The organism is Paraburkholderia rhynchosiae (genome assembly GCF_002879865.1).
Lineage (GTDB): Bacteria > Pseudomonadota > Gammaproteobacteria > Burkholderiales > Burkholderiaceae > Paraburkholderia > Paraburkholderia rhynchosiae.
Genome location: NZ_PNXY01000069.1, coordinates 1 through 12,679, shown reverse-complemented (window position 1 = coordinate 12,679; position 12,679 = coordinate 1). Strand labels below are relative to the sequence as shown.

Here is a 12,679-nt window from a genome sequence, read left to right as displayed (position 1 = left end):
GCAGTTCATGGTCTAGCGATTCCGAATAGCCGGCGACCGCGTGCTTGGTGGCGGAGTACAGCGCCATATAAGGTGCGGGTAGGAACCCCACCACGGAGCCCATGTTGATGATGCGACCACTCCCCTGGCGACGCATATGCGGCACGACGGACCGGATCATCCGTACCATGCCGAAGAAGTTGGTGTCGAAGATAGCCTGGGCCTGCACGATCGAACTCTCTTCCGCGCCGGCTGGAGCGACTCCGAAGCCAGCGTTGTTGACCAGCAGGTCGATGCGGCCCTCCAACTGGATCAGTTGCTGGACCAAAGCATCGACCGACGCGTCCTGGGTCACATCGAGCGGCAGCATCTCGAACGCTCGCTGGCCCACCCGGCCGTCGCGCCGGCTGGTGCCGTATACCTTGTAACCAGCTTTTGACAGCTGCTGCGCAGTGGCTTCGCCTATGCCCGACGAGGCCCCTGTTACGAGGGCCACTTTGTTCTTCGTGTTCACGCTGTCATTCCTTTAGTTCTTGAGTATCGAATGATGCTCATCATATGAATGTGCGAGCGAAAAATCGATGGGATTAAATGGCGTCAGGCGATGGGCAGATGCTGCAAAGCAGCTGCGCGCAGGCTGTCCGATAGCGCAGGCTCGTCGGCGATGCGGGCCAACAGCAGGGTGCCAACCATCGTGGCGACGGACACGAGGGCGCGTTCGTGGGACCCGGGCTGCCCCCAATCTGGCGACTGGCGGGCAACCAGATCGACCATTTCCTTGATGTACCGGGTGGACACGCGCCGGACTTCGGGCGTTTGGCGCGCGGTTTCCGAAGCCAGCGCGGCCAGGGGGCATCCCCGCTCCACCTGCTCCAGGTTCTCTCGCGAGAGATAGGCGTGGAACATGTAGGTCAAAGCCTGTTCGGGGGGCACGCTGGCAACGCCGTCTGCCGCTGCGGCCGCCGCCTCCGCACAGGCCCGCCCCGCTGCTGCCGCCAGCATGGCCTCGCGCGAGGCGAAGTGGGCGTAGAAGGCGCCATGGGTCAGGCCGGCCTCCTTCATGATGTCGGCAACTCCGGTTCCGTCGTAGCCGCTGCGACGGATCGCCCGCGCAGCGACGCACACGATGCGCTCGTGAGAGGCTTCCTTGGCTGCCGTTCTGGTGTTGAGTTTTGTATTTCGCATGATGGTCATCATACACGGTTTCAAAAAAATGTGTTGTTATGTTTTTGGGCGGAGCCCATCCACTTGCTTGCGATTGTTTTGGTCAGATGCTTTGCGGATCGTGCACTTGTTGGGGGCACCGCGCTTTCAGTCGGGGTTCAAGGTGCAGTGGAACAGAGTGACGCCGCGATTTATCCCTTGCCGGCCCGGCAGGTCGCTTCGACTTTCCGACGATAATCGGCGCGCGCTGTTCCGTGCCAAAGCGATCTACGTGCTTTCGGAAGAGTACGGCCTGAGGTCGACTTGCGACGCTGGCCTGTCGCTAACGTGCTTTATTTTCCGTTTTCTCAAGCGACCCCATGTAAAGCAACTATGCGCTAGACCGTATTCGGAGACCGGCTTAAAGAGAAGCTCCGCCACACATGACTATTTGCTGCCCAGTGATAGAACTGGCCCCTTCGCTCAACAAAAAACTCGTCAGAGCTGCCACTTCGTCGGGTGCGATGAACCGGCCAATCGGGGGAAGCTTGGGCGGCGTTGCCGCTCGCCCGGGTCACGAAGGAACGGAGTGTCCGTCGCCCCGGGAGCCACGACATTCACGGTGATGCCCCTTGGCGCGAGCTCCGCTGCCCATGACCTTGCCAAACCAATCAATGCCGACTTCGTCGCGGCGTACTGGCTACGCGTCGCAGCCCCGTTGGCTGTTCGGCTGCCCACCAGCACAATTCTTCCGCCTGCAGGCATCGTCGGCGTCAAACGGTTTGCGAGATACATCGCCGATTCGACGTGCAGGCGCCACATCGATATTCCGTCATGGAGCGAAAGCTGACCAAGTGGCGCGGTGCGCATGAAACCGGCCGCATGCACCACTGCGTCTACCGAGCCCAAGTGGTCGCAGACATGTCCGAGCGCGTCGAAATCTGTGACGTCGACTGGGACGATTTGCAGCAAGCCGTCCGTCGGTGCAACTTCCGAGCGGCACAGCCCGGTGACGCGCCAGCCGTCGGAAAGCAGGCGGTCGACGATTGCTCGTCCTATCCCGGATGACCCTCCCGTTACTACTGCATGACGCAAACGCGGGTTCGACCGCTCCAATGTATCCACGACGCCTCCCGCTGCTATTGGACCTGTGAAGACCAGTTGGCCGCGGATGCTGCTTTTACGCTTACCGCCCGGACGGTAACCTGTTCCTGCGCATCGAAAGGCTCAAGTTGTTCCTGCTGCGCAGCGTCATCGGTGATAAGCGTCCAGGCGCGCACGAGGGGCGCCCAGTGCTGCTGACTGGCTCGCCCAAGCTTGTCCGCAGTTGCCAGCACAAACACATGAGCTGCCTGTCGCATCACGCATTCCTTGAGATACGACTGGTCGCTACTTGCTTCGCACAGTCCAAGCTCGGCAACCACTCCGTCGGCGCCCAGAAACGCCTTGTCGACACTCAGGCGACTCAGAGCGATTTGCGCCAGCGGCCCGAGTGTGCTCATGCTCGTTGGCCTGACATCGCCACCGATGACCGTCACCTGTACCCCCGACGATACGAGTGGGCTCACAACCAGCAGGTTGTTGGTGACCACATGTACCGCTGTACGGCCTGCGAGAAGACGGGCTAGCGCTGCAGTGGTTGTACCGCCGTCCAGGAACACGGTGTCGCCGTCTTCAACGAACGTACTTGCTTCCTGCGCTATTGCTTCCTTTTGCTCTCGCAAACTTATTCGCCGCTCTTCCAGGGACGCTTCCGGTTCATGCGAGCCAACCGCCGCGGCCCCGCCGTACGTCCGAAGAACCCGGTTGTCGCGCGCGAGAGCACGCAAGTCCCGCCGAACGGTTGCTTCCGACATGCCGAAGTGCTCGCACAGTGTCGCAACATCTGTCATCCCGCCGAGTACCGCCTGTAGCATCGCCTCACGGCGTCTGGTCACTTTCATGTGCGTAGATTCTTGGTCCGGTAAAGTTCGCGCTTTTTTCCGCGCGTTCAGGACACCAAGTTTATCCAATTGCCGCACTGACCGACAAATCGTCGGGGTACGAGTCATCGCCCGCGCACCCAGGATTCGTCGACGCACACGTATTTGATTTTCTGGCGGAACCACGTGAACGCGACATGCAACGTGCCATCAGCTGACTGCACGATAGACGGATATGAGTATTCCCGATTCCGCTGGTCGGCCGAGTTGTTTGTCATGCAGTAGCCGTCCCCGATTTCCAGATTGCGACGCCGATTCCATGTTTTTCCATCGTCCTCGGACATCGCCAGACACATCGGTGAGCGCGGTGCGCCCCAGAAAGCTGTACCGCGCGCGGAAGCCTTCTGGTCGCGCAGTTCCCCGCTGTCTTCCGAATCCTCGATGTCATCGTAAAGCGATGCGCGACGCTCCTTGCTATGTGAAGCGTCGCTTTCGTTGAATACCAACGCGAGATGACCGTTCTTCAGCACCGTGAACTGAATCGACGAATTGTTGTTCGGAACGCCAGTCGCCTGCGGCGCGCTCCACTCACGGCCATCCGTCGAGCGACTCGCATAAATGAAGTCGGCCCAGCGACTGCGGTAGAGAGCGAGCAGCGAACCATCCTGGAGAACGTGGACGTTCATATGCACACAACCGACGCTATCCGGGACCTCGTACTGTGCCCACGATGCGCCGTGGTCGTCCGACACCATGACCGCGCTGACGTCATTGTTGCCAACCCACCGTTCGCCCGCTTCGGTGCGGCACAGGAACACCGGGCAAATCCATGCTCCGCCTTGCAGAACAATCATCGGTTGGCGAACAAATGTGCCCGGCCGGTCGAATAGCGTCTCGACGGCTCCCCACGTCTTTCCGCTGTCCATCGAAATCCGTCGACGAACGATTGCGGTGTTCTGGTGACCGGACAGCTGTGCGGTGTAAATCAGCCAGAGCTGACCGTTCGGTGCCGTGAAAAGTACGGGATTTTGCTCTGAGCGTGTCGGGTCGTCCGAGAGTTTCTCGGGTGCGGACCATTCGCCGGTTCCCGCTGTGAGGCGTGACATGTAAATGGACACGTCAGGAATGCCTTCCTGGGTTCCGCCGAACCAGACGCACAACAGGTCGCCGTTTTCGAGGACGTGCAGATTTGCGGCGTGGTTCTGAACGCAAAAGGTGGGAAGGAAAGCTTCCTTCCGTTCAGCATCTGCGTAGGCGGTGCGGACGCAGTTATCCGAGGTGGCTCCCGCCGTTTCAATGAAGTTCGTGTTCATGAAAATCTCTCTGATGTATGGACAGGTCAGTGGGACTCGCGGTGAGTCAGTCCCTTGTCTTGAAGGTCCGAACCCGTGCCATGGAACAGCAGCTTGCTGACGACGAGGACAATCGCTGGCGTGACGAGCGCGACGTACATGTTGTCGATTCCGAACGGGTTGCCGAGCAGATACCAAGCCGTCGTTGCGAGTGTGGCGATAACGAGGCCCGATACCGCACCACGCTTGCCACTGAAGAACGGGACATAAATGCCAATCAGTGCAATGACGGAAATGGAGAGGCGTAACGCACGGGTAAAGAAAGACAAAGCGAGAATCTGCGGTACGAACAAGACAAAAATAAGCGGAAGAAATCCAACCACCAGAGAAATCCATCGCGTCATTCGCAGTTCGACCTCGGGCGTGGGGTTGAAGCGCGGCACATAAAAATCTTTCACAACCAGCGAGGCAATAGCCAGAGCGACCGTGCAGACGCTTACAAAGATAGAAGCCACGAGCGATGTCGTGACAACACCTGCAAGAATCGGGTTCATATGCTGCAGGAAGACCGGCAATGCGTACAGGCTCTTGATGTTGGGATACAGATACCTCGCCGACACCCCGATGAAGCCCAGCGCCAGGCCAATCGGTACGCACAGGAATGCCGCAATCAACGACGAAGCGCGCGCAGCCTCCGCACTCCTGGTAGCCGAGATAGCCTGGATGATGAACTGCGTCGAAAAAATCGCACCAGCCGTACCGATAATCCACGCGCCAATCGTACCGCCAGACAGGGCACCCGACCATGTGAAGAAGTGCTGGGGCATGCTCGCCGCCATCGGTTTGATGCCACCTGTCAGCTTCCAGGCCATGACAACGAGGATGCTAATTCCGATGAGCTTTACGGCACTATGAACGATGGTCAGGTAGGCGACGCTTTTCAGACCACCCCAGACGAAGTAGATGGTGCTCACGATTGCGGTGATGACGGCTGCCGTCGGCAGGTCGATTCGCATGACCGTTGAGATGGCCGCAGCGCCACTCACGTAGTTACCCACGTTCACGAGGAACAGGGCATAAATCATGATGGCCGACACGGCAAGCTTGGCGCCGTTTCCGTATTTCTTGGCGATGAAGCCCGAGATGGTGAACTCGCCCGACGCATAGAGTCGTTTGGCCATGAAAAGGCCAAAGAAGAGAAATCCGATCGCTGCCGCCACTACTGACCATGCAGCGGCCATTCCCGCGGTAAACGCTTCTTGCGACGTACCGACGGTCGACTTTGCGCCGATAAACTCGGACATCAGCAGAATGGCGACCACCACAGCAGGCATCGAACGCCCGGCCACCATGAACTGTTCGGAATTTTTGCTGCGCAAACGAATGCTGAGCAGACTGGTAACGATGATATAGGCTACGACCATCCCAATGATGGTGGCAGTGTCCCGATAACTGAAGGTGGCCATGACGTTGTCTCCAGATGACCTTCGGTTGATGCGTGTTGAGCTGCATTAAGGCGCGTCGAGCCACCCGGCATGTGCCCGCCGGTATCGCTCTTTACCCAGTTGGTTGCTGCTAGTGCCCGAATGCCTAAGCGGCGTTGGTTGCGGGCGACTGCTCGTTGTGACGCGTCGCAAGGTCCAGTGCCTGCCGGAACGCCTCGAGCATGCTGCGTTCGTCAGCGATACCTTTGCCCGCGATGTCGAAAGCCGTACCGTGGTCCACTGAAGTACGGATAACGGGTAAGCCGACGGTAACGTTCACTCCGGCTTCAAGACCCATGACCTTCACTGGACCGTGACCCTGGTCGTGATACATCGCGACCACCACGTCGAAGTCGCCTCGGCCTGCACGGAAGAACAGCGTGTCCGCCGGCAGGGGGCCTTCGACATCCCATCCGCGCTCCTGAAGGACCTTGACGGCGGGAACGATCTTTTCTTCTTCTTCGCCGTAACCGAAGAGTCCGTTCTCGCCGGCATGCGGATTGATTCCGCAAACGCCGATGCGCGGATTAGAGATGCCGGCACGAACCAGCGTGTCATGTGCACGTTCGATGGTGCGCTGAACAAGGCCGGGTTCAATTTTGCGAATGGCGTCGAGCAAACCGATGTGCGTGGTGACATGAATCACGCGCAGATTGGGTGCCACGAGCATCATCGACACTTCCTCGATGCCCGTCAGATGCGCAAGCATTTCGGTGTGTCCCGGGAAAATATGGCCGCCGGCGTGCAACGCTTCCTTGTTGAGGGGCGCGGTGCAGATGGCGTCGAGTTCACCGGCGGTCGTCAGTTCCACCGTGCGGGCGATGTATCGATACGCAGCGTCTCCTGCAATGGCAGAAAGTTTTCCATAGGGCAGGTCTTCGGGAATCAACGCGAGGTCGATGCAATCGACTACACCCTGGCGAAACTCCCCGTCTGCAGGTTTGCTGATTGTGCGAACTTCGAGACTGACACCGGCTCTGCGGCCTGCATCGCGCAAACGCGCTGCGTCGCCAATGACAACCGGGCGGCACTGGTCGTACACCGAGGCGTGCGCAAGGCTTTTCATGATGATTTCGGGACCAACGCCGGCGGCATCGCCCATGGTGATGCCAAGAACGGGACGATAAGTCATAGCTTCCTCTTCGCTTGGTTGGCGCGGCGCTTGCGCGTCCGCTGACTGCATGGCGACAAGTCGTTGCCATGCGCGATGCAGTGTTTCGGGCTGGCCAAAGCCGCCCGCCTTGGTTACGACGGGCAACGTACGTCCGCCGTGTGTGGCGACAAGCAAGGGCACACCGCGTTCAATCTCTTCAATGACCTGGAGTGAGACGATGCCTATTGTCGAAAGCAGCGCCCGGGCCGTCTCACCTCCGGTTGCAATCACGCCACCTGCATGTTTAGCCGCAGGAGCGAGTACTTCTGCGAGACGTTGCGCGAGCAAGGCACTGTCGCCGACAGGAATGCGTTCAGACTGGTTCAGCGCGACGACAGCATGACGGCCATTTCTCAGCGCCTCAGTGACTCCAGCCGCGAGCGCAAGCGCCGTAGAACTGACCGGATTGAGCAACGATTGCGCGTTGGTTTCAAAAAAATCGACAGCATCGTGAGCATTCCGCCGCAGTGTCGCAACTTGCTGATGCGAGACACTGGACATGCTCCCGACGACGGCGAGGACACCACCTCGAATCGACAGTTCTTTCATCGAGGGCCGGCCGGTTGCGCTCCCAGTGATGGATGATTGCAAGGCGGATTCAGCCAGTACTTTGGCTAACGGCGATGCAAGTCCGGCGGAGCCGACCCAGAACACCCCGCTCAGAGTGACAGACGCAGCAGCCAGGGTGGTGAGGTCATCGTCCGTTTCGCTGTCGCAAATTACAGCCTGGAACTGACCTCGCTGGCAGTCGAGGAGTTTCAGAAGCAGCGTGGCCACGCCAGCGCGCACCGTATCCAATGTCACATGGGCGACGCGCAGACCTGCTTGTGTCAGCATCGCGCACAGGTCGGCAGTTCCTGTGATGTGTTCGTTCTTCCAAACCTCAGATGCTTCAACGGGTACGCCGAAAATGAGCTGTCGTCCGTTGCGCGTCGTCCGCCCGGCTTGAGGAAACGCTGGCGCAACAATAGCCATTCCTGCAACGCGTACGAGGGCGGCGACTTCTGCGGCGACATTCCCGCGCAAGGTCGAGTCAATCTTCTTGTAGACGCGTCGTCCGTCCGCGAAGACGCGCCATGCCTGAACATTTGCGTGCATGGCTTCTTCAGGCGCGTGACGGCGCGTGTCGGTATCGACGGCTAGCACATCGACGTCACCCGCTGCGTTCGCTGACCCGGCGCCAAGAGTGACGACGCTGCGAAGTCCATGATGGGTACAGGTGACGGCGCAGTCAGCGGTGCCGGACAGGTCGTCACCGATGATGAGAAGCCGCACGTCGCCGCGGACGGAGGCGTTCATGGCAGCAGACGGCTATAAATCGCCTTGATGTCGTCGAGGCTCAAAGGCTTGGGATTGTTGCCGAGCAACCGCTTCACCTTGGAGGCAGCCACAGCGAGTGCGTCAAGATGGTCTACCGATACGCCGAAGACGCGCAGGTCCTGAGGGATGGCGATGGCCGCGGTCCATTCGTGAATGCGTGCGAGCAACTTGTCCGCAGCTGACTCGTCGCTGTCGTCGTGCTGAGCAATATCGAGGGCGCGTGCGACATTAGCAAGGCGGTCGACGATTGCATCCAGGTTGAAGGCCATGACATGTGGCAGCAGCATGGAATTCGCGACGCCGTGCGTGATGTTGAACATGCCTCCGAGCGGATAGGCCAAGGCGTGCACAGCGGCAGTACCCGCCGCCGTCAAGGCCAGGCCGCCATACATCGAACCGAGCAGCATCGCTTCGCGGGCCTTTAGCGACTGTCCGTTTTCGTAAGCTTCGACGAGGTTTGCACCAATCAAACGCATTGATTCCATAGCGAACATGTCGCTGATGGGATTTGCCTTGGTCGAAATGTACGACTCTAGCGAGTGGATAAAGGCATCCATGCCTGTCGCCGCGGTAATGGACTTCGGCAGGTCGAGCGTCAGGGTCGCGTCCAGAATGATGAGTTGCGGCAGCAAGTGGCGACTTACGATGCCAACCTTCAACTCTTCGTCGGGGATCGTAACGATAGCGTTCGGGGTGACTTCAGAGCCCGTACCCGCCGTCGTCGGCACCAGAACAAGTGGAACGCCTGGTGCCGGAATCAGGTCAATGCCCAACCATTCTCGCAACGGTTGCTGGTTGGTCAGCCGGACAGCGAAAAGCTTTGCGGCGTCCAGCACGCTGCCCCCGCCAATAGCGAGTACGGCGTCCGGCGCGAATGGCTCAATCTGGTCGCGATAGACCGACTCGACATTTTCGATTGTCGGCTCAGGTTGCACGTCCCGGACAATCAGCGCTTCGATGTCTTTCGCCTTCAAGGCCGCAACGACACGACTCACCACGCCGTTTTCCTCCATGACCGGCTGCGTGATGAATGCAATGCGGCGGACCGGACGGTCAAGCAGGGCAAGTTTTTCCGGCAGCTGGTCCAAGCTGTTCGGTCCGTGCACAATGTGCTTGACGCCCTGAAAGTGGTAAGCGGTGTTCATTTCAGCCCTCTATCTCTGTGAATCAGTTAGTCAGTGCAGACCGTTGCTCAACGCGTGGATAAACCGCGATGGCTTTCGCGAGCCGCTCGCGTGCAGCATCGTCGAGTGGCTGCGCCGGTGAACGTGCAGGACCGGCCGGCATGCCAAGCATCATCGCAGCCGTTTTCAGGACGACTGGCATGGTGCCGAGCGCGAAGGCGTCGCGCAGCGCGCGCAGCGATTCCTGCGCCTGACGCGCGGATTCGATGTCGCCGGACTGGAACTTGTTCCAGATAGACATCACTACGCTCGGAACTGCGTTTGTTGTCGCCGCGACCGCGCCGTCGCCGCCAGCAATCAGCGTCCAGAGAATCATCGAGTCCGTGCCGGTAAACACAGCGAAGTCGTCTCGGCGCAGGTTAATCAGTTGCAGCAGGCGGTCAAAGTCGCCACCGCTGTCCTTGATACCGCGGATATTTGGAATCTCCGAGAGTCGGCGTACCGTATCGACGTTAAGCGTAATCCCCGCCTTGGCGGGAATGGTGTAGAGCATCACAGGCAGCGACGTGCCGCGTGCGATGCGCTCATAGTGTGCGAACAGTTCCTGCTGCGTCGCGCCGTTGAAATACGGCGTGATGACGGACACGGCATCGACGCCTGTTTCCTGCATCTTCCCGTTCAGCTCGATGACGTCGCGCGTCGCGTAAGCACCCGTACCTGCGATAACGGGAACGCGCCCGTGCGCCTGGTCGACAGCAATAGTAGCGACGCGAAGCTTCTCTTCTTCGGACAACGCGATGAATTCGCCATTTGTGCCGAGGACGAAGAGTGCATGCACGCCTGCGCCAATCAGACGTTCGATGAGCGTACGCAGACCAGCTTCGTCGACATCTTCAGCCGGCGTCATCGGAGTGATGAGGGCGGGAACAATTCCCTTGAAAGTGACTGACATGCTCGAATTCTCCACTTTGCTTCGGGCGGCGTTTGCTACCCGCATATCACCGGCCGCGCGAGCTGCGCAGTCGTCTAAGTTAGAACCTGTGTCGCAAGCCCAGCGCCCCAACAATCTGGTGCGAGTTGCTCGATGCCGTGACCGGCCACAGCGCAGCGACAGCCGCCTTGCCCGTAGAGTCGACACCGCTGGCTCTCTGGTAGGCCATAGTCAGATAGACGTCGGTTCGCTTCGACAGGAAATAATCTCCGCCGACGTTCGCCTGGTTGTAATGCGCGTCGCCTGCGCCGCGCGTATGGGTGTAGTCGTAGGCTACGCCAAGCAGCAGAGCTGGCGTTACCTGATAGTTGAAGTTCGCTTCGTAGTTGTCGAATACAACTGTCGCTCCCCTGTACTTGCCAATGGGCGCGGACGCGGCTGCCGAACCAAGATCGCTGAAATTTGAGTTTGAATATGCCAGGCCAAACTTTGCGTACCCGAGTGTGTAATTCGCCGCGATAGAAGCGACGCTCAAGGTCCGCGCCGACGCATATCCCGCGTAGATGGGCGTGTTGTTGGGAGAAATCGCCGCGGCGCCCGCCGTGCCGTCCCATAGAGCCGTGTTCGGTTGAGCGGTCTTGATATATGAAGCCCCAAGAGCGAATGGTCCACGGTTGTAACCAGCGGCGACGCTCCAGATACGGTTGTTGCTAAAGTTGCCTGCGGTGCCGCCCAAGCTGAAGAGACCGCCGACGCGGAAGCCGCCAAAGTCCTGGCTCAGATATTTGATGCTGTTGCTGATCCGGGAATTGACGTAAAGATTATCTGTATCGCCGGGATGCGCACCGATACCTCCCGCCCACTGATTTGATGCGACCAGGGGCCCTACGAAATCTGCAGACGGCTCGTTTTGCCGGCCCGCCGTGAAACTTCCCAAGCTCTGGGCAGTGATGCCGACGAACGCTGCTCGTCCAAACATGCGGCCGTTCTGTCCGAGCGTACCTGCAGTGCTGCTAAAACCGTTCTCCAGCTGGAAGATAGCTTTCAGGCCCCCGCCCAAGTCTTCCGCGCCCTTCATACCCCAGCGGCTTCCCGACTCGACTCCACTTGACATCTGATAATTCGTACCGCCTTTCTGGTTGTTCGTGTACACCAGCGAGGTGTCTATCAGACCGTAGAGCGTTACGTTGCTTTGTGCATGCGCGGACGCTGCGATGCCCAGGATGCCAAGTAGCGCAAAAGACCTTTTCATAGATTGTCTCCAATTTTAACTATTGACCGATTTGGCCACTTTCTCGGCGTTGATCGAACATCTAGGGCTGGAAGTTCATTTAATGACCGTTGTGTGCAGTTTAGATAAGCGAATCGCGCAAACCAATCAGTGGAAACCCCGTATTTTGATTGAACTGAGCGTTTTACGATGCCGGCCGGACACGCCAGATGCTAGGATTGACCGATTCAAGCAGGAAGGGGTGCCGCATGGAATGTGCGATGGACTACCCGGTGGGGATGCCTCTTTGAAACCACCACCCCGGTGGTCGTCGCAACGGAAAAGGGGACGCCAAGCGCCAGAAACGAATGTGTCGAAATTCGACAGGAGTCCGGAACACAGAGAGACCGGCGTATTGACAGTTATTGCGCGGGGGGACCAGTGCGCACTTGCGGAGGAGGGTTCACGCCTTGGCAGAACGTTCACGCGCGTTCTGCGTAGCGACATGAGATGGCGGGTATCGTAGCGAGAAAACTCTCACGAGAACCGCGGCCGCAGCCCTCGCTATGGCTGAGTCCGAGGAGGTTCTCGCGGCGGCCGCGCTTCTCGACCAAGCGCGCCGCTTGTTTAGGTCTAGCTTGTCTCGAACGGCTTGTTATGCCCCGGCGGTTCGTCGTCTTCCGCCCGCGTGTCCAACTGGTTGCTAGTTTCAGTTGAAGCTGTCGTGCGGCGTTGATCGGGATCGCGAAGCGAGCGAAAACAGGCGCGCCGCTCGATTCGCGGTTGTTTGGCCAGGCGGGGCGATGAGCCCTATCTCGATGACCGGCACAAGGACCATGCATCTGCGAGCAAACGTTCGTGTGGTCTGCGCCGCGGTCGTACCTTCTCGGGAAACTCGGGCGAGCGATAAAAGCTTGTTCGTTCGCGTCAAAGCCATTTTAAAATGTCCCAAACCGACAATTTTGACATAAAAGAAATGATCGAACATTAATTTTGTAGAGGCTAAGTTGTAATGTCCGCTTTTAGCCAAGTTCAAATGTCCGCTTTTTCGCAGCGTAAGCTGACCGGCCGCCGGTGTTCCGGCGCGGGAGGCTTTGATGGCTGCGACCGGACTGATAACG

Annotated in this window: 10 protein-coding genes and 1 pseudogene; all 11 read right to left on the bottom strand. The window is 58.9% G+C overall.

What is annotated here, in order from left to right; genetic code table 11:
- Positions 1-493: SDR family NAD(P)-dependent oxidoreductase (locus C0Z16_RS36240; RefSeq protein WP_146014415.1), on the bottom strand; the 493-nt coding region annotated here is incomplete at its 3' end.
- Between the two features lie 83 nt (positions 494-576).
- Complete coding sequence (locus C0Z16_RS36235; protein WP_102636750.1) at positions 577-1,176, bottom strand: TetR/AcrR family transcriptional regulator; 600 nt, start codon at positions 1,174-1,176, stop codon at positions 577-579.
- A 367-nt stretch (positions 1,177-1,543) separates the two neighbouring features.
- Positions 1,544-2,238: pseudogene (locus C0Z16_RS36230) on the bottom strand (SDR family NAD(P)-dependent oxidoreductase).
- Between the two features lie 23 nt (positions 2,239-2,261).
- Positions 2,262-3,065 carry a DeoR/GlpR family DNA-binding transcription regulator gene (locus C0Z16_RS36225; protein WP_102636749.1) on the bottom strand — a complete coding sequence of 268 codons (804 nt, stop codon included), beginning with the start codon at positions 3,063-3,065 and terminating at the stop codon, positions 2,262-2,264.
- A gap of 104 nt (positions 3,066-3,169) precedes the next feature.
- Positions 3,170-4,357, bottom strand: coding sequence for a sialidase family protein (locus C0Z16_RS36220; protein WP_102636748.1), 1,188 nt, complete (start codon positions 4,355-4,357; stop codon positions 3,170-3,172).
- Positions 4,358-4,383: 26 nt separating this feature from the next.
- A complete protein-coding gene (locus C0Z16_RS36215) occupies positions 4,384-5,802 on the bottom strand; it encodes a sodium:solute symporter family protein (protein ID WP_102636747.1) in 1,419 nt (472 codons plus the stop codon).
- Between the two features lie 124 nt (positions 5,803-5,926).
- Positions 5,927-8,272, bottom strand: a complete 2,346-nt coding sequence (gene pdxA / locus C0Z16_RS36210; RefSeq protein ID WP_102636746.1) for a 4-hydroxythreonine-4-phosphate dehydrogenase PdxA — start codon at positions 8,270-8,272, stop codon at positions 5,927-5,929.
- Positions 8,269-9,438, bottom strand: coding sequence for an iron-containing alcohol dehydrogenase (locus C0Z16_RS36205; protein ID WP_102636745.1), 1,170 nt, complete (start codon positions 9,436-9,438; stop codon positions 8,269-8,271). Before C0Z16_RS36205 ends, pdxA begins: the two co-directional genes overlap by 4 nt.
- A 22-nt stretch (positions 9,439-9,460) precedes the next feature.
- On the bottom strand, positions 9,461-10,369 hold the full coding sequence (gene dapA / locus C0Z16_RS36200; protein ID WP_102636744.1) for a 4-hydroxy-tetrahydrodipicolinate synthase: 909 nt from the start codon (positions 10,367-10,369) through the stop codon (positions 9,461-9,463).
- Between the two features lie 79 nt (positions 10,370-10,448).
- Complete coding sequence (locus C0Z16_RS36195; RefSeq protein WP_102636743.1) at positions 10,449-11,600, bottom strand: porin; 1,152 nt, start codon at positions 11,598-11,600, stop codon at positions 10,449-10,451.
- Between the two features lie 667 nt (positions 11,601-12,267).
- Positions 12,268-12,679, bottom strand: a 412-nt coding sequence (locus tag C0Z16_RS37970) for a hypothetical protein (RefSeq protein WP_158244579.1), incomplete at its 5' end; no start/stop codon positions are given.

Coding starts and splice junctions, on each gene's coding strand:
- C0Z16_RS36215 (WP_102636747.1), bottom strand. CDS start 5,802: ATGGCCACCTTCAGTTATCGGGACACTGCCACCATCATTGGGATGGTC.
- C0Z16_RS36220 (WP_102636748.1), bottom strand. CDS start 4,357: ATGAACACGAACTTCATTGAAACGGCGGGAGCCACCTCGGATAACTGC.
- C0Z16_RS36195 (WP_102636743.1), bottom strand. CDS start 11,600: ATGAAAAGGTCTTTTGCGCTACTTGGCATCCTGGGCATCGCAGCGTCC.
- C0Z16_RS36225 (WP_102636749.1), bottom strand. CDS start 3,065: ATGAAAGTGACCAGACGCCGTGAGGCGATGCTACAGGCGGTACTCGGC.
- C0Z16_RS36235 (WP_102636750.1), bottom strand. CDS start 1,176: ATGATGACCATCATGCGAAATACAAAACTCAACACCAGAACGGCAGCC.
- pdxA (WP_102636746.1), bottom strand. CDS start 8,272: ATGAACGCCTCCGTCCGCGGCGACGTGCGGCTTCTCATCATCGGTGAC.
- C0Z16_RS36205 (WP_102636745.1), bottom strand. CDS start 9,438: ATGAACACCGCTTACCACTTTCAGGGCGTCAAGCACATTGTGCACGGA.
- dapA (WP_102636744.1), bottom strand. CDS start 10,369: ATGTCAGTCACTTTCAAGGGAATTGTTCCCGCCCTCATCACTCCGATG.